The organism is Oscillospiraceae bacterium (assembly GCA_009780275.1).
Taxonomy (GTDB): domain Bacteria; phylum Bacillota; class Clostridia; order Oscillospirales; family UBA929; genus WRAI01.
This window is the reverse complement of record WRAI01000007.1, coordinates 1-23,282: the sequence shown is the minus strand read 5'-3', so window position 1 is coordinate 23,282 and position 23,282 is coordinate 1. Positions and strand designations below refer to the sequence as shown.

The following is a 23,282-nucleotide window of genomic DNA, read 5'->3' as shown; positions in this document are numbered from 1 at the left end:
ACATTGACGTTTGTCGAACCTCATGTGAGGACAAACACAAACTGCTCCTATCGTTCCCAAATAACAAAAGGGACATTTTCACGCTGGCGAAAATGTCCCTTTTGTTATTTAGACTCCTGATCCTCACCAATCTCATCCATCACTCGCTCCCAGAGTTTTTCGAAGTCCGGATGGGGCGTGCACTCAAAATCTTCACGAATAATGTCGTGCAGTCCGATATGATTCATGATTGCTCTTCCCTTTCTTCTTGCTGTATTTTTTTCTTAATGGCAGCGCGGGCATCAAATAAGCGTTTGTTGACTGCATTTTCCTTACAGTCACAAATCTCGGCAATTTCCGCTGCCGACAGCCCTTTAAAATAATACATAAATAATGCCAACCGCTGTTTTTCAGGCAGTTGCTCCACCAGCACAAGAATGTGCTTTGCGTCTTCTTTCCTGATAAACGCATCTTCTAACGAAACATCATCGGCAACGTGGTTGAGTATCTCTTGCTCCTCCGTATCACGCACAAATACCTGATTGGCTTTTGCCAGAACCGCCAGTCTATCCCGCATATGATTATACGCAATACTTGTCAGCCATTTGACGATGGCTCGGTCATTCTTGCACTTCTCGATGTGCCTATATGCACTAATATACGTTTCCTGCAAGATGTCTTCGGCCTCTTCTTTGTTGCGCATCACCTTGAGTGCGAAATAGTAAATTTGCTTCTGCGTCTGCTCGTACAAAGAGCGAAAGGCGGTCATATCTCCGTTTTTAATTCGGTGAACGAGTTCTGCCAACGCGTCATAGTCGTAAGGCAAAGGCTTTCCCTCCTATCCTCCCTTATAATATATGACAGAATTGCACAACAATACATTACATTGCTATGCGGCATAAAATCAAATCCGCGACTTATTTGTACATATTATAACATGAATTCGTTCAGAATTCAACCCTAATCAACTCTTTGAAACGTCAAGGGAGCGATAAAATCGCTCCCTTGTTATCTTTATTCCTCAACAATTTCCGCATCTTCAACAACATCAGCGTCCGGCGGCACATTGGCTCCGCCCTCTGCTTGTGCTTGCTCTGCAGCTTCCTTATAAATCCGCTCGCTGATAGGGTAAAATACTTTTGTCAATTCCTCCGTCAGTGCCTTAATTTGCTCAATATCGTCACCTTTTGCGACTTCTCTGAGCGCATCCATCGCCCCGTTAACGGCTGTTTTCTCATCATCTGACACTTTGTCGCCCAACTCATCAAGCGATTTTTGCGTGGTGTACAGCATTTGGTCGGCGCTATTTTTAATCTCGACGCCTTCTTGCCACTTCTTGTCCTCTTCGGCGTGCAGTTCTGCCTCCTTGACGGCTTGTTCAATGTCATCCTTAGACATATTGGTTGATGCCGTAATCGTCACTTTCTGCTCCTTGCCCGTACCTTTGTCGCACGCTGCAACCTGCACAATGCCGTTGGCGTCAATATCAAACGTCACCTCAATTTGCGGCATACCGCGCGGAGCCGGTGGAATCCCATCGAGGTGGAAGCGCCCCAGCGTCTTGTTCGACGAGGCCATTTCCCGTTCGCCTTGCAAGACGTGTACTTCAACGCTCGTTTGCCCATCTGCAGCCGTTGAGAAGATTTGGCTCTTCTTTGCCGGAATGGTGGTGTTGCGGTCAATCAGCCGTGTAAACACCCCCCCCATCGTTTCAATGCCCAGCGACAATGGCGTAACGTCAAGCAACAGCAAATCTTTTACATCGCCGCTCAACACACCGGCTTGCAAAGCCGCGCCGATGGCAACGCACTCATCAGGGTTGATTCCTTTGAATGGCTCTTTGCCGCTTAATTTTTGGACAGCCTCTTGCACAGCGGGAATACGCGTCGAGCCGCCCACCAACAATACTTTATTGAGGTCAGACGAACTGACATCTGCATCTTTCATAGCTTGCTTGACCGGCCCCATGGTCTTTTCTACCAAATCGGCAGTCAGTTCATTGAACTTTGCACGGCTCAATGTTAAATCCAAGTGCCGCGGGCCGTTGGCATCAGCCGTGACGTAGGGCAAGCTAATGGACGCTTGCATCACGCCCGAAAGCTCGATTTTCGCCTTTTCAGCCGCTTCGCGCACACGTTGCATGGCAGCTTTGTCGTTGGATAAATCAATGCCGTCGGTTTTCTTAAATTCGGCAATCATCCACTGCGCCACGGCATTGTCAAAGTCGTCGCCGCCTAAGCGATTATTGCCTGCCGTGGCCAACACTTCCAGCACGCCTTCGCCAATTTCCAAAATCGACACGTCAAACGTACCGCCGCCAAGGTCATAGACCATGATTTTTTGTTCGCCCTCTTTGTCCAACCCGTAGCTCAATGCCGCCGCTGTCGGCTCATTGATAATCCGCAACACTTCCAGCCCCGCGATTTTACCTGCATCTTTGGTCGCTTGACGTTGGCTGTCGGTAAAGTACGCCGGCACGGTGATGACAGCTTTTGTCACCGTCCCGCCTAAATACGCCTCGGCATCAGCCTTCAATTTTTGCAAAATCATGGCCGACAGCTCTTCGGGTGAATATTTCTTGTCGCCGATTTCTACGCGACGGCTCGTGCCCATGTCGCGTTTGATGGAGATGACCGTGCGGTCGGCGTTCGTGACAGCCTGGCGTTTTGCCACCTGTCCGACCAGCCGCTCGCCGTCTTTGCTGAACGCCACGATGCTCGGCGTTGTGCGCGCGCCCTCGGCATTGGGGATAACGACAGGTTCGCCGCCCTCAATGACTGCCACGCAAGAGTTTGTTGTGCCCAAGTCAATTCCGATTGTTTTCATAGTGTTTGTCCTCCTGAATTATATTCTTCTAAAAGTATGCTGTATTTGAGATTGTCATATCGATCACCGCGGAAATACACGGCTTTGCGTTCCCGCCCCTCCAACGTAAACCCCAGCTTTTCCAGTGCTTTTTGGGCGGGGATATTGATTTCAAGTGTGCTTGCCGTAATGCGCTCCATGCCGAGATAGGCAAAGCCGTGTTTGAGAAGCAGCTTGATGGCTTGTTTACCGTAGCCTTTGCCGCGATTTTCTTTTTTTGCAAAGCCCATACCAACAGAGCAACAACGGTTTTTGTTGTCGATACCCTGCAATGCTGCATCGCCAATCACGGTACCGTCGTTGAGGAATATACCAAGCCTAATATTTTCATTGCTCTGCAATTTTTGAATCTCGTCAAACCACTCGCCAGACTTTTCGACAGAATGACCAATGTAGAAAAAATCGGCATCGTTGTCAAAATCATACTCAAAATCCTCGTATAATTTCCTGCAATCCGCCCGTTCCAGTACCGCGAGATATATGTTGCTGCCTTGTAATTTAACCATCAGTTCGCCACTTTCACCACCGCGTGCCGCAAAATCTTGTCACCCATCTTAAACCCCTGCGCGAACACCTCAACGATGATGTTGTTTCCAATCGTTTCGTCCTCTACGTGCATCACCGCCTCGCAAATGTTGGGGTCAAAGTTTTCGCCAGTATTGCCAAACGGCACAACACCCAAGTCCTCAAATATGCCCAAAAGCTGCGCCAGCGTCAATTCCACACCCTTGGCATACGCCGCATCCTCGGTGGGTTGTTGCAGCGCCCGCAATAAGTTATCATACACGGGCAGCAATGCCGCCAGTGTCGCCGCGCGGATGTCGACGATTACGCTTTCGCGTTCTTTTATATTGCGCCGTCGAAAGTTCTCAAAGTCCGCCTGTGTTCGTAACGCACGGTCTTTCCACTCCTCTAACTCGGCTTGCACCGGGTCCATTTCCTCTTCGGGCATGTCGTCAAGTATTTCTTCGATAATCTCGTTTCCGTGTTCACTCATAGTCATCCTCCTCTGACAGTAAATGCTCCAACCGCCGCGCCACATAGCCCAACTTAGATGTCACCGTACCGTAATCCATACGCGTCGGGCCAATCAGCCCGATAAAGCCCCGTGTTTCGCCGATTTGGTAAGTTGCCATAACAACAGACGCATCTTGCAACGCCGCCGTGACGTTTTCCGAGCCAATCAGCACCTCAATGTGGCGGTTTGGTGCAGGCTTAGGCATCTGTGCCAGCGCCTGCTTATCCGACAAATAGCCAACCATGCGTCGTACTCGTGCAATGTCGGAAAATTCTGGGTGTTCCAACAAATGCGCCATGCCCTCCACCAACACATCATCACGTTCGTATTGCCCCTGTGTTGGCGGTAAAGCATAGGCAGCGTGACGCGTGATATCAGCGGCCAGCCGTCCGGCTTCGGCAAGCAGCCGCTCGAATTTGTCGAGTTTGCTTTGCAACACAGTGTTAATGTGCGCTTTCTGTTGTGACGTTAGGCGCTGTTGCTGCATCAACCGGTCAACATATAGCCGATAGCCCAACGCCGAGGGAATGCGCCCTGCTGACGTATGCGGCTTTTCGAGCAACCCGAGGTCTTCCAGTTCTGCCATTTCGTTGCGAATGGTCGCGCTCGACAGCTCTAAATTGCATTGCTCGACCAAATGCTTAGACGCCACCGGCTCGGCGCTCTCAATATACCGGTCAATGATGATTTTAAGGATTTTTTCCTTACGTTCGTCGATTGACATGGACGTCCGCCTCCTCATTAGCACTCTATACAGAAGAGTGCTAGCTTGATAATACCACCATTGGAATTGTTTGTCAAGTATTTCATAAAAAATTTATAATTTCTATTGATGCCGTCTTGTGATATATTTACATTATTCGCCGAATAGACAGCTTAATTTTAGGGGAAAACACATGCAATATGAAAATAAAGAAACACTGTCGAAAGCCATTAGAGAGGTGCAGTAGCCATTTTTTTAGAAATCCCAAGCAATTTTAAAGTAAAGCCGGCATATTTATAGCATCTTGCAGCCATGCCGAAAAATACAGAAGTCGCAAACGCTGTGCTCCTGCCTGCCGCGCAAAATATAATACGAGAATTATCGAAATGGCGTGCCGTTATGTTCAAGACGAAAGGCAAATAAACGTCAATTGATTGCCGCGCTGCCAACTGTGTTTTCGATGCGACCAATAGACGCCGGGCAAGCAACAAGTGCAGTCAGGTGATACTGTAATATACTTTACACCCTGCGCTTGCAGCTGCTCCGTTGCGATACCTTTCAGGTCAATATGCAACCGGTCATCTCGCCCACCTTTAATATAGTGTTTCTCGGCAAAAGCTGCCGCCACTTCGGGGCCAACCTCAAAACAGTTTTGACAAATCGCCGCACCTATGTATGCGTGCAGTTTCTCGGGTAGCACACCCATGTCCTTGACCGTCGCGGCAAGGACACTATCTGCTAGCCCACGCCAACCTGCGTGTGCAGCGGCAACGACAGTTGCATCCTCGTCAAAGAATAACACAGGCAGGCAATCGGCAGTGACAATACCCACGCCCAGGCCAATTTCACGCGTTACCAAACCATCACATTCCAGCTGTTGCGTGATAACTGTATCAACAATGCCGCCGTCGCCACGCACGACTACACGAACATCGCTGCCATGTACCTGCTTGGCGATGATAAAGTTTTGAGGTAGCAGCCCCCAGTCTTGAATGCCCTGCGTGTAAGCGGCCAGCACGTCAACAGCCGGCGCGATGCGATCGCCCGGCAGGCGTTTAATAGCGCCGGCGATTATGGGTCTGGTTTGGGTAAAGTCTATGAGTCGCATATATTCTTTCCTTTCAAGTATCTGCACGGACAGCCACAAACCGTCCTTGTGAACATTATAAACAATTTTGTAGTAAAAGCACCACCGAAACTACTCCGCGGTGACATTAGTGTTCGTTAAACCTATTGTTTTTCGGACTTGATAGGGACGGCGGCGGTTGCCATGTAGCTTGATGACTGACCCATAACCGTTCGGATTTCTCATGTTCTCTTGAACCTCCAATTTCGTGAAAATTGTCAGTTTCAAAAGCCATGACCATTATACCAAAATGCCTTCAGCAACGCAACGATGGGGCGGATTGTGTCTTACACACATTTTTGAAAAAATGTCAAGGTTGGCATGAAAACACAAAACCCACGGGACAAGATAACGGCGCGTTATCTTGTCCCGTGGGTGCGTAGGGGTTCAAAGGGGGTGCAGGCAAAAAGTCAAGTCAAGTGCAACATTGGATAAACTCAAGTGGTGACATCCATCCAAGGCATTTTCTGGGACGCTGGTTGATAAGTGATAAAGCATGAGCCACTTTCTCGGGTGATACAGTACGAAAATCCGTGCCTTTTGGGAAGAAAAAACGTACAAGCCCGTTGATATTTTCGTTCGAGCCGCGTTGCCAAGGGCTGCGTGTATCTGCAAAGTAGATGATTGCATTTAGCTTTATTCCGATTTTCCGAAAGTTGGCAAATTCCGAGCCATTGTCAAAGGTGATGGACTTAATTGGTAGCGTTTTGCAAAGTGGACTACAAATGATTTTTTCAACTGTCGCCGCCTCTTTATTAGGCAATAATTCCATTGCCAGATAACGACTCTTACGCTCTACCATCGTTACCAAACCGCCTTTTCCCGGACCGCCTAACACTATATCACCTTCCCAATCACCGATACGTTGTCTGTTGTTTATCTCGTCGGAACGCTCATGTATTGTATGCTCTGGGCGAATAGTTCGATTGTCTCCTCGGCAATATTTGAGGATACCTCTCCGTCGTAAATGGGTGCGTTCTGAATAACCAAACAGGCGTTTTTGTTTCAAAGCTCGATATATTGTTGATGGGCTGAACTCTTTTCCTTGCCACCTAGCTGCAATAATCTCGGGCGACCAATATTTATCTAAGCTTTTTGTTACAAAATCCCGTAATTTATGGTCTGTTTCTAGTCGATATGGACGGACACATCGTTTTCGACGATAACGATACATTGATTGTCCCCAAATTGCATTATAGGTGCCATCTTTCTTCCTGTTTCGTTTGAGTTCTCGGCTAATACTGGACACATCTCTGTTCAATTCTCGGGCGATTTGCCGATAACTCTTTCCTTCGCTCAACTTTATGCGTAGACATTCGCGTTCTTCTAAGGTAAAATGTTCATATGACTTCATGGTTGCCTCCGTGCTGCAATGTTGTGTGGTAACTACATTTTACACCTTGGCAACCGTGTTGTCACCTGTTGCACTTCATATTATATTTTGCCCAGCCCCGCCTTTTCGATGGGGTCTGTGTGGTATAGTGGTTTTGTTATCTGCGCTCGGCGTAATGGCGGGGCGTGTGGTGGCGAGTTTATATTATCCCGCATTCGAGGGTAAAATCCGAGTGCGGAGTTTCTTATAGAAGTTTTACGATTTTTTCAAAAATTTTGATTGACAAACGTCTTTGACAGTGATAGAATCAAGTTAATTATTTATATTTAGAAAACTCTGTCATGATGGCATAGACTGTCCCCCACCAACCGCAAGGAACAAGGAGGACTTTTTCGTGAAAAAATTTTCTCTATTATTTGTGTTTTTGTCACTATTGCTATTGGCATCTTGTGGTTGTTCAGAAATAAGCGACAATTCGCCGCAACCGCTGGATGTCACTTCGTTTGAAGTGTTTTTGGAAAACGGACACTCGATAGGCACGTTCGAGAACTTATTTGAGGCGATTGACCGCACACATAGACGTGAGAACGCCATAGTAGTGGATGGCGAAAACCAAACTGTTTTTAGGCGAAATGAGCCAGGTGCGGTATTCTTGTTTCAACATACACAATACATCAAAACTGTATATTCTGAATGGGAGGCTGAGGAATTTCTAAAAAACACACCCTATACACATGCCATACTAAGTAATGGCACAATATTGGGTGCAAACTATGAATTTTTTACGTATGACGATAGCTATGAGCTTGGTGGATGGCGTATTGAGCCATTTAGTGGTGGCTATATTTATAAAGTATCCTATATACACAATAGCTTTCGCCGTGCAACAACAGTAGTTGAATTAAGTCAAGCGCGTTTGCGAAAATCTGACTGCTCCCATGGGGCTAACCCTACCGGCTTCAATGCATATATCTTCTTCGCTTTACAAAATCAAGACGTTACTTTTGATGCCGGCATATATAATGGCTGGGCGAATGATGGCGAGTGGCGTGTCTTTGTGGCAACGACATGGGGAGAGCTCGTCGACTACGGACTAATTGTTGAGTCCGATTATATCGACGGCAAGTGGATTCCGCGCCATGATGTAGAGATTGACTATCAATATACTGAGGGTGCAATGACGCTCCGGGTGACCAATTTAGGCACAGGACAAACGATAGAGGTAAATTACGACCACCCATTCATTGGCGAAGATTCTGCCTTTATCAAAGGCACGGCTTTTGTGCCTGATTTACGCCCTAATCAAATGCCAAATTGGCGAAATAGCGGCTATTTGTTGAATGTGGTTTATCGTGATGCCTATCTCCATCGTCGCAGAGGGCTTGATACTTGGGATAGTGTGCCGTTTTGGCTGGGCAATCGTGAAACAACACAATATTTATTGAGGTACAACACCGATACGTGTACCATAGAATTTATTCGCAATGAAGACGGCAATGTCGTTGGAGAAATTATCAATATTGACTATCGATTTCGATAGAACTATAATATTGCGAGAGGAGTGGTTCCAGTGATAGACGAAGTTAGCATACCAAAAAAATATGAAGGGAAAGGGTGTTGCGGTGACAATTGTTTTGGTGTTTAGTACTAATATAACTATTAACATTGCAAAGGAGATACACATATGATAAAAATGCGTAAAGTTTTATCCACCTTTTTGATAGTATGTTTGTTGTTGTCAATAGTCATAATCGCATCGCCACAAGCAGAGGCACGGATTTTTACTGGTCAAGATATGCTAGGCGGTCTCTACTACATTCAGTCCTCAACCTCACGGCTTTGGATGGATCATAGCAATACCACTAATGCAGGTCATACAACAACCCATTTTAGTCAACGCACCCGAAATAGGGCTGGACAACATTGGGTGTTTGTGCATGTGGGTGGCACTGGTATGAATGCTCGTTTCCGACTTTACACGCCAGGTGGGAGACGACTAGTTGCTGCCGCCAGCGGCAACGGCGTAAGAGTGGAAACATGGGCTGAAGCTGGTAATCGTCCTAATTATTCACAGCGTGACGAATGGTGGGTTGTGCGAGTGAACGCCAACAATAACAACTCATTATTTTATATTCAGAATGTAAATAGAGGAATTTGGTTGGAATCCCATGCTAATGCCAATGGAAAAAGTTCGTCGGGCGATCGCATCTTTTTAAGCAATAACAACAACATGGCCAACATTCGTCGTCAACGATGGGAAATTCATTTTGTCAGACCGTTGGTTAATACGCGTGACAACGCTCAAAACCCGATCTATATATCACGCGCTAATAATGTAAATGCGATTGTTAATTCTAGAGCGAGGGGGTGGATGTTGGCATTTATTCGCGGCGAAGAGGGTCAAACGAATGGCCGCCAGTACCATAGGTTGCATTATAACGCTCCGTGGTGTGCATTCATTTTGACCTGGGCTGCGCAACGAACCGCAGCTATAAGTACTACATCGGGGGTTACACCAACAGGTATGCCGACACATAAGCCAGGGCGCTGGCGGTTCACTCATATCGGTGGGTCACAGTATCCTAGTGGCTATTTTGGCGGGTCAACATCACTTAGTTTCCGTGATCCAGCAATGGCAATGAGTGTTGGGCGCTGGCGGACGCGAGCCCAGGTAGTCAACAATCAGTACACGCCACAGCCTGGCGATTTCATCGTATGGACTGGACATATTGGTATTGTGGTTAGTTTCAATCGGAGTACAGGCGTGATACATCTTGCTGATGGAAATTGGGGAACGCCTCGTAGAGTGCATTGGAATAGGACTGACAACATAAGCAACACTAACATAGAAGGCTTTGTTCAAAATTCATATTTTTAAGAGGAGATTATTATGAGAAAATTGTTATGCGCATTACTCGTACTGCTTTTACTCATTAGCTTAATCGCTTGTACGCAAAACATTCCCGGCGCGGACGGGGAAGACTTAACTCAAGAGCTGGCATACCCTGTTGACACAACACCAACGCCCAATTTAAACAATGAAGCTATAACCTTTGAAAATGTAACTACATTGACAAATGAAGATGGAACCGGCATCATTTACTTTGGTATGGCGTTGGAAGATGTCATTGCGAAATTTGATGAGCTTGGCATTGAACATTCGGGGCTTGTGGTTAAAGATGACCCAACAAATTTTTTACACAACACAATTACAATTACGACAGGCTTTGATGACTTTGGACTGCCGGAAGAACAACAAGATTTTAGGAATGCGCGTTATTTCTTCAGAGAAAACGCAGATGGCGTGTTGGTTTTGGCAGGCTTGGCAGGAGATTTGGTGCTTACACCAAAAGGGCTGCGTGTAGGAGACACATACGAGCAGATGATAGAGTTGTATGGCGATGGTTATGTTGTTGTCGAGTACGACAATCCTCCTTTTTACTCGCTGGTATACCATTTTGATGATGCTATACTCGTTATCCAAAGACAGGAGTGGTATATAGACGACTATGGTAACACAGCATTCTACATTACCGACATCATGTCAACATGGAAAGGCGCTCCAGGTAGAGCAGGCACTGTCGATAGACTTTTAGATAATATTTTTTACGAAGACCACCAAGGCGCTCAGGATGATGACGACCAAGGCGAAGATAGTCAAGACAAAGATGATGATCAAGGTGGTAGCAACCATGGGCATCGGCCAGGTCGCCCGGGCGGCAGCAATCAAGGTGAAAATGATGACGAGCAATGATTGTTTGGGCATTGAATACAGGCCTTTTCGCAGACCATCGCACAGACTCTGCTTTTATGTCGCACCGTTGGACTAATGTGCGAACACAATTTTTTCGGCTTCAAAGAATTGGCACTACCGGCAGTAACTGGCATATATTTACTTACCCATGTAACCGTAGAGTGGTTGCCAACGCTGCAAGTGTGGGTAATAATGTACGCTTCACAACAGCTTCATCTGGCCATGGCCAGCGCGATGAATGGTGGATTACAACGAATTCCAATAACGTAGCTGTAATTCATAATAGAGGCAGGAGTAATATGCGTTTGCAATCACATTCCGTAGCCAATAGGAAAATTTCGCCGGGTGAGCGTATTACACTAGGCGTAAATACTGGCAATATTCCGCAAACTCAGCAATGGGGTTTTTTTAGAGTGCCGCCATACCCGACAGGAACTAATGCAACCAAATCCACGCGAGCTCAATTTCGTATTGCTACAAGCCATATTCGGTATATGTTCGACCGAACGTCAGCCGAACCTCGCAATCGCATATCATCACGGTATGGCCCAAGACCGGGGGTTAACCCTATAAACCATCTAGGAGTTGATTTTGCAGGGAATGGTGTAAACAGATTTACAGAAATCCGTGCTGTCTATCATGGCAGAGTAGTTTGGCGTAGTACTAGTTCAAGTGCCGATACGGGCTTTGCCATTGCATATGAACTTGATGACGTTATCTGCTTGGTAACGCGCCGACAGTTAATTGTTATCAAAATGCACCTGCAAGATAATCCAGATGTTGCCGGAACAAATAGACCTCGCCTTGTTGTAGGTTCCAGAGTAGTTCCAGGCCAAATTGTTGGTCGTGTGGGGTCGACCGGAAATACAGGCGGCAATCCACATTTGTGTTTTGAGGTTACTAACGCACCAAGTGGAAATATTTGGAACACTAGCGGCACCCATGCCAGAGGATATTCCAATCGTATTAACCCGCTATATCTGTTTTACCCACGCATCACGTTTACTGATGGTTCTCAATCATCAACGCAATGCAGATTTTGGGATGAAGAAGCTAGATATAGAGCCGATAACAACGGCAGAACCACATCATGTATAAACAATAGCACATCATGCGTAGCGCGTATTGAACGCGATGGTGGACATGACAGAAGACGCTACTAAATATAGCATAATAAAGGAGAGAAAATTATGAAAAAATATTTTACAATTTTGTTGGCAGGCGTGTTATGTGCTGTCCTATTAACCGCTTGCGGCGGCAATGTTGTCGATGACCAAGCCGAAGTTCAACAGCCGTCAGTGCCTGAGCACGAGTTCATTCCTGAGCCCGACTGGGAAGTATCGATTCCCGAATTCCCAGAGGGCGATGAGTTGCCATTAGTGTGTTCTTTATTTGGGACACCACTCTTTGAATTTTGGATGTATTATGATGCCGTGCCAGTCGATTTTGTAGATTATGCCATAGAACATTTTGGCGAGGATAGGGTAGATGATTTTCATTTGCAAAATCAGTTGATGCAAGAGGATTATATTGAACTTGAATTTGGAATGACAATGGCAAATTTTATTCGCGAGTTTAACATCTCGCGCAAAACATTTGATAGGCTAAACGCAGAATTCGAGGAGAGTTTTTGGGGTGATGAATTACCTGTGCTCCGATTTAATGCCGACATTATTTTCAGTTTTGATAATGAGCTTATCAATGAGTATTATCGTACATCAATGTGGATTATGGCGCATAGGCTTTGGGATGAGGGAATTTATTATGCGCAACTCCCAAGAGAAGAAAGTGTTGCTATATACGAACAAGTAGAGCAAGAGCGCAAGGAGCTACAAGAGGAACTTGTTGTGCAAGCGCAAGAAATATTGGCAGCACGATAGTTTACGCATGTATATGGGAGCAAATTATTATTTAATGTGGGCAGATAATAAGCATTTCCACCGCTAACGCCTAACCGCCGACCCACGCCGTAAAAATTGATATTATCTACGCAAAGCCCCATAGGGCAAGGCTTTTCACGCCTTTACCCTATGGGGTATTTCCATGCCCGAAAAACAGTCCTTGACAATACAACCCCAATGGTCTGTATCTCGGTGTGCCGGGTTCAGGCAAATCATTCGCGGGCAAACGCGAATTGCTCAATGCCTTTCTCACCACCAAAGACCGCATTATCGTGGTCGATTTAATGGGTGAATACAGCCCGCTAATCCGCAGAATCGGCGGGCAAGTGATAACCATCGCCCCCAACAGCCCGCACCACATTAACCCGATGGACTTAACCCTCACGGGTCAACTGGACGATGAGAACCCTGTCGCGCTCAAAAGTGACTTTATCCTGTCGCTTTGTGAGTTGATTGTCGCGGGCAAGGACGGCTTGCAACCCATTGAGCGCACCATTATTGACCGTTGTGTCCGTGAAATCTACCGTGACTACCTCGCAGACCCCGAAAACGCACCAACACCCACGCTTGCCGATCTGCACCGTCTTATGTGCGAACAGCCCGAAGCCGAGGCGAAAAGGATAGCAACCTCACTCGAAATTTACGTTTCGGGAAGCTTGAACGTGTTCAACAACCAAACCAATGTGAGATAGTGTAAAGGTAGTAAATGGGCATACTCAAAAAACGCAGTATTCACAAGGCTTGCGGCGTTTTCAGCCCAAAACTGCAAATCTCACAAATCCGAAAAGGAGCAGACCATGAAACAGAAAATCACAATTCTTTACGAGAGGTTAAGCAAAGACGATGAACTGCAAGGCACGTCAAACTCCATTCTCAACCAACGGCAGCTATTGGAGGAGTACGCCGAGCGAAACGGACTAACGCCCTATATCCCCATATCCAAGACGATGGGTACACAGGCACGAACTGGAACAGACCAGGCTGGCAGGAGTTAATCGAAAAAGTCGAAAATGACGAGGTGCATTGTATCTGTGTTAAAGACAGTACACGGTTAGGGCGCGATTATCTTAGAGCAGGGCTATATCGTGAAATGTTCCGTAGCCGTGGGGTGCGATTGATTGCCGTCAATGATGGCATAGATTCTGCCAACGGTGAGGACGATTTTATACCCTTTCGTGAAATCATGGCAGAGTTTTACGCCCGCGACACTTCCCGCAAAGTTAAATCAGTATTGACCGCAAAAGGTAAGAGCGGAAAGCCCACCATTAACAGCCCGCCTTACGGCTTTATCAAAGACCCAAACGACAAATACAAGTGGCTAGTTGACGAACCCGCGACCGCAGTCGTGCACCGTATTTTTCAGCTTGCAATGGACGGCATGGGCATACACACAATCGCCCGAATGCTTGCCGAGGATAAGGTGGAACGCCCCTCACATTATCACGGCAGACAAGGCAATGGTACTCGCAAAAATGACTATAATCCCGACCTACCCTATGCGTGGCGCGGCACAACTGTCGCAAACATTTTGGGGGCGTTGGAGTATTGCGGACACCTTGTAAATTTACGCACACGCACGGTAGACTTTAAGAGCAGAAAAACAGAAGTAAAGCCGCAAGATGAATGGCTCATTTTTGAAAACCACCACGCCGCCATTATTAGCCGCGAAGTGTTCGACACCGTGCAAAAACTACGGCAAACCAAACGCCGAATTGATACGCTAGGCTATGCCAACCCACTAACTGGCTTATTGTGGTGCGCCGATTGCGGCGAAAAGATGTATAACTTCCGTCAGTCAAAACCGAGAAAGCCCACCGAGAAAAAACGGACAGATGTTTACCATTGCTCAACCTACAAAATCGCCAAAAAAGACTTTCAATCCAAATGTTCAGTTCACCATATCAGCACAGAGGTAACAAGGGATATTATACTCGATATTTTGAAAAAGACAATAGGCTATGTCAGCAATCACGAAAGCGAGTTTTTGGAAAAGCTGCGGAAATCCTCCACCACCCAACAGCGTGAAACGACGGCGGCGCACAAAAAGCTAATTGCTAAAAATGACAAGCGGCTTGCCGACCTTGCGCGGGTTTTTCATGCTCTTTATGAGGACAAGGCTCTCGGAAAAATCACCGAAGAACGCTTTGCCGACATGACAGTAAACTACGACCAAGAAATAGCCGCCGCCAAATCTGAAAATGAGAAACTACAAACAGAACTTGCCGAGTTGGAACGAGAGAAGGACAAAACGGACAAATTCCTTGCATTGGTAAGAAAATATACTCATTTCGAGGAATTGACTAACGCCATGATAAATGAGTTTATCGACAAAATTATAGTCCATGAAGGCGTATGGTCGGAAGGCGTGGGCGAGAATGGCAGACCACGCGGCACACGCACACAGCAGGTAGATGTATACCTCAAATATATTGGCAATTTCGCCGTGCCGGATATGCGGACACCCGATGAAGTCGAGCAAGAGCGTATCGCCGCCGAGAAGTTAGAGCAAAAACGAAAATATGACCGCGAATGTATGCGTAGGTATATGGCGCGAAAACGAGCCGCCCAAGCCGAGAGTACCCAACATCAAACCGCATAATAACCAATCCACGATAACGGCTTACAGACAATCTGTAGGTCGTTTTTTCATCTCATGCCAAAAGGAGTATTGCCCATGCAGAACAGCCCCGCCCCACACGCCACCATCACCAAGAGAATACGCACGACCAAGTACCATGTCAATGTGTATTATGGCACAGCAAGCAAAGAAAGTATCAACGACAGTATTTTGCGCCTTATTGAAAATGACCTTGCAACAAAATCAAAAACACACTAGGAGGACACCACTATGTCACAACCCAAACCCGACAAACTCACCGCGCTAGAGGAAAAAATCGAACAGCTAGAAAAGCAGAAAAAGCAAAAGGAACATGACCGCAAGACGCGAACAAAACGGCTCATCGAGCGCGGGGCAATTTTGGAGGGGCTCATTCCCAAATCCGAAGACTACACCAACGACCAAATCCAAGCCTTTCTAAAACGCACCCTAGACAACGATTTTGCCCGAAAAGCCTTACGACAAATCAACCTCACCCGACACCCAAAACAACGCCACAAGCCCACAGAATACGCCACGGCAAGGTGCGCCTGCCACCCCGCTTGACGGGGGCGGCGTCACAAGGTCGGGGTTGCCCACACCGAGATAATGCTACCCGACCACGCCCCACGAGAATATCAAGACCGCGCCATACTGTGGAACGCAGTAGAGAAAATCGAGAAAGCGAAAAACTCACAGCTTGCGCGGGAGGTACAATTTGCCCTGCCCAAAGAATTGACAGCCGAGCAAAACCTAGCCCTTGTGCGCGAGTATGTGCAACGCCATTTTGTCAGCGTGGGAATGTGTGCCGATTTTGCCATTCACGACACGAAAAAGGGCAACCCTCATGTCCACATCATGCTAACGACCCGCCCCATCGAGCCGTGCGGAAAGTGGGGCGGCAAACAGAAAAAGGAGTATATCCTTGACAAGAACAGCGAGAAAATCTACAACAAAAAAACGCGACAATACAAATGCAAATCAATCCCCGCCACCGATTGGAACGAGCAGACCAAAGCCGAAGTTTGGCGGGAGGGTTGGGCGGTTGCCGTCAACGCCGAACTCGAACGCCACAACCACGCCGAGCGCGTAGACCATCGGAGCTACGAACGGCAGGGCATAGACAAAGTGCCGACTGTTCACCTCGGCACGGCGGCGCACCAAATGGAGCGAAAGGGCATTCGCACCGAGCGCGGCAATATCAATCGCGCAATCGAAATCACAAATCAGAATTTGCGCCAACTCAAAGCACAGATTGGTAAACTCCAAAAATGGCTAAACGAACTACCCAAAGAGCCAAGCCTTGCCGAAGTCATGCAAGCAATTTTCAACCGCCGAAGTGGGCTACGCCACTTGAAATACTCCGCCGAGATTTTGGCGTTTTTGCAAGGCAACAAAATCCGCGACATGGCGGGACTGGATGAAAAACTCACGCAGATGTACGCGACTCAGTTTGACCTCCGCGACAAGCTAAAGCCCATCGAGCGGCGGCTAAAGGCTTTGGACGAACACCTCACGCAAGCGGCGGCATATCGCAAGACGAAATCCCCACAATCAAAAGCCTACCTTGACCGCCACCTCAACGGCAGAAAAGTTATCCCCATCAAGTCATGGCGCACGGAGCGGGAGCGGTTGCTTGCCGACAAGCAAGCCCTCAATCAACAGTACCAAACCCTCAAACGCGAAACCGACAACGCCTACAAAATCAAGCGCGGCGTGTACGACATCATGCAAGCCGAACAGCGCACCACGGCGCACGAAATGGAGCGGTAGGCATTATAGAGAGGGTAGCAAAGCTGCCCTCTTTGCGCGATGATTTTTTGCCCCGAAGTGACTGAATTATGTGGGGATTTCGATGGTTAGGGGTGATACATTCCCTTCAAGAATTGTGTTTGTTTCTGCCTCCTTAAAGGCTTTGTAACAAAGATACTTTAGCAAGTTCTTTGTTTCATCTTCTGTTGATACTTCAAACAAGCCGTCAGCGTTCACCGTTACATGAAAATCGACCAATCTGTACTCGTTCATCACCTTTTGCCGCGCGTTGCATCCGCTCATCATCAAGCGTCACAAACGTTCTAGCGTTTGTGCTTTGTGCGTAGTCTGCAAAAGTATCAGGGTTTGATATAAAGCCCGAGTCTGCAATGGCTTGAATTGCTTTTGCTTTCACCTTTTGAAAAGTTTGTTCCATATCGAAAACCTTTTCAAAGGCATGATTAAAGACATATCGATTTTCCTCAATTAAAATCGCATCAATAGTCAAATACATTTTAAAAAATTGTTCTGTGATTTCACCCAAAAGATTATTATCGCATTTCTTGAAGTAAGTGCTTTTTCGCCCTTTCAATTTCGCCGTGGGATTTGCAAATTTCATAAGTGTAACAGCTACACCATCTGCTCCGCTTTGTGGCTGCCCCTCCAATATGTAACCATGATAAGAATCCTTAAGGTTGCCTTCAGCTGAATTGGTCAAACTATTTCTAAATGAAGAAAAGCATTCTTCTATTATCTCATCATTAATGGCAAGTCTATCACATGAACATTTTGTGTTAAAACCGTTGTAGATTTCAACTTGGCTTAGAGGGGCAATTTGAAAATGATTTACGGCATTCAGAACCTCACCCATGTAAGAAACTAAATGTGCATTATTGGAAAATCTTATTCTATGAGCTTCGTATGGTCGAGTGCCATTTTTGGGTTTGCGCCCTCGATTGAAAAAATAGAGGTTCCAAACGAAATTATTTGCGGCACTATGCAAGCATTTTTCTAGATATGCTTTATCCATCAGCGTTTCTCCTTTGGCGTTTGCAAGTGTAAATATGTGTCATTGTTAAAATCAAAATATGAAAAATCTTGCCCAACTTGTCCCACTAAATCTTTCTTACTAATAATAACACATGAAGGAACATCATATTTTTTTCCTGCCACTTTTCGTTCAATATCACAACTAAAAATCTTGTATCCCATAACTTCAAACAAAATGTTCGTATACACATTTCCATTTCTTATATTCAAGAAAGCTATCAATGCAAAGTAGATTAAAAAGAGCGCAATGTCACGGTTTCTTGTGAAATCAAAGGCAATAAGCGGCATGATGTAAGTAAGCAAAAAGTCAGTTGCCAAAGTTGTAGATTTGCGTGCATGTGTAATTTTCCCAACACCACTAATCCTATTCTGCTTGCAACTGCTTAACAAAAACAAAACAACGCAAGTTGTGCTAAAAAGAACTACGCAGACAAGGATAAGAGAAAAATATGTTTGGATATTTCCGTTTTCGACGATCGCCCTTAATGTTGAGCCATCAGTTTGTCGGTTGTCGGCAAATACAACAAATAGAATTGATATCCAAAGGGGAATAAACGAAGTAATCAGCATATTCCAACGAAAAAGTTTACTCATGAAAGATACCGCTTATCTCGCAACATACGCCAAGTACTCTCGCACTTGTTGCCCCATCATAACCTTTGCATATTGCTCCATATATGCCCAATCGGGATTGCCGCTTTCGCCCATTGGGAGCAGAATTTTTGTTCGTTTAAGGCGCGTTAATGTTGCGCCTGTGCTACCCCAACTAAAAATAGAGAGCGCATTTTTGAGAAAAGGCAAAAGGAATTTTGCGATGTGAGAGTTCAACCATTCACTACGCAAAACTTGTATGTTTTGTCCTGTGTAAAAAGCGGTGGGTTGATAAAACGCCGTTTGCGTATCAAGCCCTATCGTAATACAATTTCCACAATCAACATCATAGCCCTTTTGTTCACGCACAAAGCTATCTATGCCGTTGTTTCTGTCTGTACGCGTGATGTAGGGGGCATTGCCCTCACCTTCGGTTAATTTGATTTTGTCAATACTGCTGGAGGTTGATTGTATCGAAAACTCTTTGCCCAACACAAACTCACCCCACTCCTTATCCCGCAACGGTGCAACCTCACCCACCTCACACGCGCGCAAAATCTGTTCGGCATGGGCAATATACTGCTGCACCAAACCCTCCTCCCGCTCACGGATATAATCCTCCATAAACTGCCAGTCAGGATTGCCGCTTTCGTCTGTTGGCAATAAGATAGACTGCTTACTCATGCGTTGTTCATTAAATTTGTAGCCATAGGCATATTTCACTTTTTGTTGGATGATTGCCGACTTCAGAAAAAGATAGATTTGCCGACTGAGCGAAGTTGCTTTGATTACAAATCGCTTGACATCATCTGAAAACACACACTCGTAAGGGTGGTAGAATGTTTCAACAACACTTCCATTATAATTGACCCCCAACACCTCTTTGTCTAAAGACGAGTTGCTATTTGACACAAAGTTAGTAATACCATTGTTAGAGTCCGTTGCACCAATAAATGGACGGCTACCTTTTTTCATATCTGCTTTTGTTAGTCGCTTGCCGTGCTTTATCTCAAAAATATCAGACAGCAAAAAGGGTAGCCACTCCCTGCTTTTCAAGTCAAGCATTATCGCCGCCCTCCCCAAAGAGATAGCCGCGTCCATGCGTTATCATATTAAACTCAAATGTCAAATAATCCGCGATACTGTTCATAAAATCTTGCTCGGTGGGTACCTCGTCGTTGTAGTAATAGAACGCATGAATCCACTCGTCTGTGTCCTCGATTTTCGTTTGCACCATGAACTTGCTCGGCACGTCCTCGGTGCGACCATGCCAACAATCAAGCAGTAATTTCTTTTGCGAAACAGCGCGGGGCGTTTCAACTAATCCAATATGTTTTTTGACCACAAAGCCGTCATCTTCAAAGTTGATAAATTTCACGATTTTGTTCTTGTCGTGCGGCTTGCCGCAAGTAAACACGGCGATACACGGCACAGTCCCCACGCCGTAGAATGTGTTTTTGTTACAGCTAATCACGCCCTCCAATGTGTGGCGTTTGAGTAGCTCTTTTTTGATTTCTTTCTCCTCCTTTGACTTGCCAATCATGGTCGAAACAGGCACAATAACCGCCGCTCTGCCGCCTTTCAAAAGGCTATCCAGCAAGTGGCGAATAAAGCAAATTTCATACAGCGAGGGGTGTTCTTTGCTGCCCTGCGAATACGGCGGGTTCATCAACCCCACCGTTGCCTCGGTGTCAATTTGCAATTTGGACGACTCAAAGGTGAAAAAATCGCCGCATTGCAAATTGCTACGCCCATCACCGCGAAAAATCATATTCGTGGTGGCAATGGCGAACATATCTTCTCTATCTTCCACGCCGTGAATTTGATTTGCCTTGACATGATTTTTGGCGTGTTCGTCTGCTGCCATTTCAAGCAGACGATACATTCCCGCCACCAAAAAGCCGCCCGTGCCGCAACAAGGGTCAAACAGCACATCATCGGGCTTTAAGTCCACCAAGTCACAAAACAAGTCGGTAGTATGTCCGGGCGTGAGGACCACGCCCAACGCTTGCCCATCACCGCCTGAGTATGAAACAAATTCACTATAAAATCGCCCGAGAAAATCCTCGCCCGAGTTGCTAATCACGGCGTTAAAAATGTTCTCGCGAATAAATTCGGTAAAATAGCGGAGCGGCGTTTTATCGCCTAGCGTTTTTACTTTTGCGTTGAGTTTGGGGCGGTCTTTGATAAGCGTGAACTGGTTGAGTATTCTATCGCGTTTGGTTTGAGGGCTTACTTGCGCCCGAGCAAAACAGCTTTCTAATGCCTTGAATAGCTTGCTGCCATCTGTGACGTGTATGTCACCATTGAGCGAATCGAGTTGAAAATTCTTCTCTTTTTCTTCACGCAAGGCAAGCAAAATAGCTGACACAACGAGCGGCTTTTCGTCCTCGCCCAAACTGCCAAATGTGCGTAGATATTCGTGCAAAGTCTTTGCGTGTTTCAAGACTTCGCCAAGTTGTATATCTTCGGGCGGCGTTTCGCCTAGTACGATGCGGCGGTAGTATTCTTCGATATTTTCAGCCGAGAAATTCTCGAAAGTTTGCACCTCGTCTAACTCGACGACGCCGTCTATGCCAACAAAAAGCGGTTGCAAAATATGGTGCTTGCTATCGCCCGCATTGCCGAACGCAAACACTTTTTTATAGCTTGTATTTTCGACAATGTGCTTGGCATACCACAGCGCACCGTTGACGGCATAGTCCTCGGTTGCTTTGACTTCAAGCGAGATATTGCCCTCGCTGTCACGTTGGCAGAGCAGGCTACGCTCGGGCTTGTTTTCACCCACCAAAACAAACTCGCCTACTACCGCGACAAATTCGGGATAGCCGCCCTTGCCTGTTTGTCTTTTAGATGCCGTTTTTAATGCGTTGTCTATGTCAAGAACGGTGCTGCCCTGTACCGAAAATTCGATTTTTGCGGCGGTGAGCAGTCCATTTATGTATACATCAAAATTCGCCTCACGCTTTATCATGTGTGTATCCTCCGTATCTAGTCGCTGACTTGTCGACAAGCACATTATATAGTGTTTACAGCAAAATTGCAAGAGAAAATGCAAAAATATCTAATTTACCCCCTTGACAAAACTGCACGAACATTGACCTATCCTCGCGCGTTATTTGCCTGGACTTGCCAAGCAGTTTATCCGCATGGCGTTACAAAACGGCGTTGCGCCGTTCGGGTTCGCCACCAAAGTATCGGGCAGTACCTACGACTACCACATCAGCCCCAAACTCTTTGCCGAGTACATCGGGGCATCCCACGCTTGACAAATCACAAAGTTTGTGCGTGTTGTCTGAGCCTCGCGGCACACCTACTCGGCATCGATTAGGGACAAAATCCGCTTACTTGCCGAAAAGCCCGACCCATCGTTGCGATGGTGCGGGCTTTTTGCTATAATAGTGTCAGCTTTTGGAACTGACAATGCCGTCGACTTTCGCATAGTCACCCGCAGGGTGACGGCGCGGAACGTCAGAGGCCACTACAAATTGGAGGTATTCAAAAGATGAGAAATCCCAACGGATATGGTAGTGTTACCAAACTAAAAGGCAACCGCCGCCGCCCTTACCAAGTGCGGAAAACCGTAGGCTTTAATGAAAAGGGACACCCGATTTACCAAATCATAGCCTATGTAACAACAAGAGAGGAGGGCATGATATTACTCGCCGCATACAACAATGAACCGTGGGACGTTGACAAAGCCAATATAACGCTTGCCGAATTGTTCAGCTTGTGGCTAGACCGCAAAGCCCCCAAAACAACGCCAAGCACTTTGAGCATGATGACGTCCGCATACAACCATTGCGCGGCACTCCACAAGCAACGCTATGTCAATATCAAGGCGTATCATATGCAGGGCATTATCGACAACTGCGGCTACGGCTACGGGGCGCAAAACCACATCAAAACCTACTGGCGGCATATTGGCAAGTTCGCGTTAGAGTTAGACATTATCACGCGCAACTATGCGCCTTTGCTCACGTCCGCGCCCGCCGTGCAAACTTCAAAGCGCAAGCCTTTTGCCGATGAGGAAATCACGGCAATGTGGGCCATGCAGGGGCAAGCATGGGTTGACTCGGTGTTGTTCTTGCTCTATACCGGGTTTCGTATCTCGGAAATGTTGGCACTTCGCAAGGAAAACATTGACCTTGAAAACGGCATAATCACGGGTGGTACAAAAACCAAAGCGGGCAAAGACCGTAAAGTGCCTATCCACTCGAAAATCCGTCACATTGTCGAGGCGCGTATGCAAGAGGACGGCGAGTATTTATTCTCGTACAAAGGCAAGCAATGCGGGGATAAAACCTATCGGGTGTTTTGGCAAAACGTCATGGACACGGCGGGCATACAACACACACCGCATGAGTGCCGTCACTCGTTCCGCTCACGCCTTGACAGCGCAGGGGCAAATAAAAAGTGTATCGACCTCATGATGGGGCATCAAACTGGCGATGTTGGGGAGCGGTTCTACACGCACAAAACCTTTGACGAACTCAAAACCGCCATTGAGTTACTCGCTGCCTAGCAGTTAAACGCAGATTGAACTAGGAGCGGGCTAGTGACAAGCCCCTTGCAAACACTAGGTTTGAGGGGCTTATACACAAAATATAAATT

General features: G+C 46.6%; 22 protein-coding genes and 2 pseudogenes. 12 read left to right on the top strand and 12 right to left on the bottom strand.

All coding sequences use genetic code 11. The features are described from left to right. Window positions 1-223: 223 nt before the first annotated feature. The 7 genes from FWE06_03405 to FWE06_03375 form a co-directional block, all read right to left on the bottom strand. Window positions 224-805 (bottom strand): RNA polymerase sigma factor, encoded by a 582-nt coding sequence (locus FWE06_03405; GenBank protein ID MCL2546229.1) that lies wholly within the window; start codon window positions 803-805, stop codon window positions 224-226. A 188-nt stretch (window positions 806-993) separates the two neighbouring features. Then, window positions 994-2,805: a molecular chaperone DnaK gene (gene dnaK / locus FWE06_03400; GenBank protein ID MCL2546228.1), complete on the bottom strand. Its 1,812-nt coding sequence runs from the start codon at window positions 2,803-2,805 to the stop codon at window positions 994-996. Continuing rightward, complete coding sequence (locus FWE06_03395; GenBank protein MCL2546227.1) at window positions 2,802-3,350, bottom strand: GNAT family N-acetyltransferase; 549 nt, start codon at window positions 3,348-3,350, stop codon at window positions 2,802-2,804. Before FWE06_03395 ends, dnaK begins: the two co-directional genes overlap by 4 nt. Then, window positions 3,350-3,841, bottom strand: coding sequence for a nucleotide exchange factor GrpE (locus tag FWE06_03390; GenBank protein ID MCL2546226.1), 492 nt, complete (start codon window positions 3,839-3,841; stop codon window positions 3,350-3,352). Before FWE06_03390 ends, FWE06_03395 begins: the two co-directional genes overlap by 1 nt. Then, a complete protein-coding gene (locus FWE06_03385) occupies window positions 3,834-4,586 on the bottom strand; it encodes a heat-inducible transcriptional repressor HrcA (GenBank protein ID MCL2546225.1) in 753 nt (250 codons plus the stop codon). Before FWE06_03385 ends, FWE06_03390 begins: the two co-directional genes overlap by 8 nt. Before the next feature lie 382 nt (window positions 4,587-4,968). Next, a complete protein-coding gene (gene pgeF / locus FWE06_03380) occupies window positions 4,969-5,673 on the bottom strand; it encodes a peptidoglycan editing factor PgeF (GenBank protein ID MCL2546224.1) in 705 nt (234 codons plus the stop codon). Between the two features lie 433 nt (window positions 5,674-6,106). Continuing rightward, complete coding sequence (locus FWE06_03375) at window positions 6,107-7,045, bottom strand: IS30 family transposase (protein ID MCL2546223.1); 939 nt, start codon at window positions 7,043-7,045, stop codon at window positions 6,107-6,109. A 373-nt stretch (window positions 7,046-7,418) separates the two neighbouring features. Between FWE06_03375 and FWE06_03370 the strand changes: the two genes are divergently transcribed. The 11 genes and pseudogenes from FWE06_03370 (at window position 7,419) to FWE06_03320 (ending at window position 17,048) form a co-directional block, all read left to right on the top strand. Further along, window positions 7,419-8,564, top strand: a complete 1,146-nt coding sequence (locus FWE06_03370) for a hypothetical protein (protein ID MCL2546222.1) — start codon at window positions 7,419-7,421, stop codon at window positions 8,562-8,564. Window positions 8,565-8,708: 144 nt separating this feature from the next. Continuing rightward, window positions 8,709-9,902 carry a hypothetical protein gene (locus FWE06_03365; GenBank protein ID MCL2546221.1) on the top strand — a complete coding sequence of 398 codons (1,194 nt, stop codon included), beginning with the start codon at window positions 8,709-8,711 and terminating at the stop codon, window positions 9,900-9,902. Between the two features lie 12 nt (window positions 9,903-9,914). Beyond that, window positions 9,915-10,778, top strand: coding sequence for a hypothetical protein (locus tag FWE06_03360; GenBank protein ID MCL2546220.1), 864 nt, complete (start codon window positions 9,915-9,917; stop codon window positions 10,776-10,778). 299 nt (window positions 10,779-11,077) lie between these two features. Beyond that, window positions 11,078-11,941: a peptidoglycan DD-metalloendopeptidase family protein gene (locus FWE06_03355; GenBank protein MCL2546219.1), complete on the top strand. Its 864-nt coding sequence runs from the start codon at window positions 11,078-11,080 to the stop codon at window positions 11,939-11,941. A 27-nt stretch (window positions 11,942-11,968) separates the two neighbouring features. Then, window positions 11,969-12,658 carry a hypothetical protein gene (locus FWE06_03350; protein MCL2546218.1) on the top strand — a complete coding sequence of 230 codons (690 nt, stop codon included), beginning with the start codon at window positions 11,969-11,971 and terminating at the stop codon, window positions 12,656-12,658. A gap of 191 nt (window positions 12,659-12,849) precedes the next feature. After that, window positions 12,850-13,365: pseudogene (locus FWE06_03345) on the top strand (ATP-binding protein). Between the two features lie 111 nt (window positions 13,366-13,476). Continuing rightward, window positions 13,477-13,674, top strand: coding sequence for a hypothetical protein (locus FWE06_03340; protein ID MCL2546217.1), 198 nt, complete (start codon window positions 13,477-13,479; stop codon window positions 13,672-13,674). After that, window positions 13,617-15,278, top strand: a complete 1,662-nt coding sequence (locus FWE06_03335; protein ID MCL2546216.1) for a DUF4368 domain-containing protein — start codon at window positions 13,617-13,619, stop codon at window positions 15,276-15,278. Before FWE06_03340 ends, FWE06_03335 begins: the two co-directional genes overlap by 58 nt. Before the next feature lie 75 nt (window positions 15,279-15,353). Further along, complete coding sequence (locus FWE06_03330; protein MCL2546215.1) at window positions 15,354-15,515, top strand: hypothetical protein; 162 nt, start codon at window positions 15,354-15,356, stop codon at window positions 15,513-15,515. 12 nt (window positions 15,516-15,527) lie between these two features. Further along, on the top strand, window positions 15,528-15,842 hold the full coding sequence (locus FWE06_03325; GenBank protein MCL2546214.1) for a DUF3847 domain-containing protein: 315 nt from the start codon (window positions 15,528-15,530) through the stop codon (window positions 15,840-15,842). Window positions 15,843-15,884: 42 nt separating this feature from the next. Next, the gene (locus FWE06_03320) at window positions 15,885-17,048 is read left to right on the top strand and encodes a MobA/MobL family protein (protein ID MCL2546213.1); all 1,164 of its coding nucleotides are present in this window, start codon (window positions 15,885-15,887) and stop codon (window positions 17,046-17,048) included. Between the two features lie 205 nt (window positions 17,049-17,253). On the opposite strand, the gene FWE06_03315 is transcribed toward FWE06_03320, so the two are convergent. The 5 genes and pseudogenes from FWE06_03315 to FWE06_03295 form a co-directional block, all read right to left on the bottom strand. Next, complete coding sequence (locus tag FWE06_03315; protein ID MCL2546212.1) at window positions 17,254-18,057, bottom strand: DUF4868 domain-containing protein; 804 nt, start codon at window positions 18,055-18,057, stop codon at window positions 17,254-17,256. Then, complete coding sequence (locus FWE06_03310; protein MCL2546211.1) at window positions 18,057-18,671, bottom strand: hypothetical protein; 615 nt, start codon at window positions 18,669-18,671, stop codon at window positions 18,057-18,059. The genes FWE06_03315 and FWE06_03310 overlap by 1 nt, the downstream gene beginning before the upstream one ends. 12 nt (window positions 18,672-18,683) lie before the next feature. Continuing rightward, window positions 18,684-19,292, bottom strand: coding sequence for a restriction endonuclease subunit S (locus tag FWE06_03305; protein MCL2546210.1), 609 nt, complete (start codon window positions 19,290-19,292; stop codon window positions 18,684-18,686). Further along, window positions 19,278-19,700: pseudogene (locus tag FWE06_03300) on the bottom strand (restriction endonuclease subunit S). Before FWE06_03300 ends, FWE06_03305 begins: the two are co-directional and overlap by 15 nt. Before the next feature lie 25 nt (window positions 19,701-19,725). Then, window positions 19,726-21,642, bottom strand: a complete 1,917-nt coding sequence (locus tag FWE06_03295; protein ID MCL2546209.1) for an SAM-dependent methyltransferase — start codon at window positions 21,640-21,642, stop codon at window positions 19,726-19,728. 531 nt (window positions 21,643-22,173) lie between these two features. On the opposite strand from FWE06_03295, the gene FWE06_03290 reads away from it, so the two are divergent. Beyond that, on the top strand, window positions 22,174-23,193 hold the full coding sequence (locus tag FWE06_03290; GenBank protein ID MCL2546208.1) for a site-specific integrase: 1,020 nt from the start codon (window positions 22,174-22,176) through the stop codon (window positions 23,191-23,193). Window positions 23,194-23,282 lie beyond the last annotated feature (89 nt).

Excerpts from the sequence above, each read along its gene's own strand:
- FWE06_03310 (MCL2546211.1), bottom strand. The coding sequence starts at position 18,671 with ATGAGTAAACTTTTTCGTTGGAATATGCTGATTACTTCGTTTATTCCC.
- FWE06_03375 (MCL2546223.1), bottom strand. The coding sequence starts at position 7,045 with ATGAAGTCATATGAACATTTTACCTTAGAAGAACGCGAATGTCTACGC.
- FWE06_03390 (MCL2546226.1), bottom strand. The coding sequence starts at position 3,841 with ATGAGTGAACACGGAAACGAGATTATCGAAGAAATACTTGACGACATG.
- FWE06_03325 (MCL2546214.1), top strand. The coding sequence starts at position 15,528 with ATGTCACAACCCAAACCCGACAAACTCACCGCGCTAGAGGAAAAAATC.
- FWE06_03360 (MCL2546220.1), top strand. The coding sequence starts at position 9,915 with ATGAGAAAATTGTTATGCGCATTACTCGTACTGCTTTTACTCATTAGC.
- FWE06_03365 (MCL2546221.1), top strand. The coding sequence starts at position 8,709 with ATGATAAAAATGCGTAAAGTTTTATCCACCTTTTTGATAGTATGTTTG.
- FWE06_03395 (MCL2546227.1), bottom strand. The coding sequence starts at position 3,350 with ATGGTTAAATTACAAGGCAGCAACATATATCTCGCGGTACTGGAACGG.
- FWE06_03315 (MCL2546212.1), bottom strand. The coding sequence starts at position 18,057 with ATGGATAAAGCATATCTAGAAAAATGCTTGCATAGTGCCGCAAATAAT.
- FWE06_03305 (MCL2546210.1), bottom strand. The coding sequence starts at position 19,292 with ATGGAGGATTATATCCGTGAGCGGGAGGAGGGTTTGGTGCAGCAGTAT.
- FWE06_03290 (MCL2546208.1), top strand. The coding sequence starts at position 22,174 with ATGAGAAATCCCAACGGATATGGTAGTGTTACCAAACTAAAAGGCAAC.
- dnaK (MCL2546228.1), bottom strand. The coding sequence starts at position 2,805 with ATGAAAACAATCGGAATTGACTTGGGCACAACAAACTCTTGCGTGGCA.
- FWE06_03350 (MCL2546218.1), top strand. The coding sequence starts at position 11,969 with ATGAAAAAATATTTTACAATTTTGTTGGCAGGCGTGTTATGTGCTGTC.
- FWE06_03295 (MCL2546209.1), bottom strand. The coding sequence starts at position 21,642 with ATGATAAAGCGTGAGGCGAATTTTGATGTATACATAAATGGACTGCTC.
- FWE06_03320 (MCL2546213.1), top strand. The coding sequence starts at position 15,885 with ATGCTACCCGACCACGCCCCACGAGAATATCAAGACCGCGCCATACTG.
- FWE06_03355 (MCL2546219.1), top strand. The coding sequence starts at position 11,078 with ATGCGTTTGCAATCACATTCCGTAGCCAATAGGAAAATTTCGCCGGGT.
- pgeF (MCL2546224.1), bottom strand. The coding sequence starts at position 5,673 with ATGCGACTCATAGACTTTACCCAAACCAGACCCATAATCGCCGGCGCT.
- FWE06_03385 (MCL2546225.1), bottom strand. The coding sequence starts at position 4,586 with ATGTCAATCGACGAACGTAAGGAAAAAATCCTTAAAATCATCATTGAC.
- FWE06_03340 (MCL2546217.1), top strand. The coding sequence starts at position 13,477 with ATGAAACAGAAAATCACAATTCTTTACGAGAGGTTAAGCAAAGACGAT.
- FWE06_03330 (MCL2546215.1), top strand. The coding sequence starts at position 15,354 with ATGCAGAACAGCCCCGCCCCACACGCCACCATCACCAAGAGAATACGC.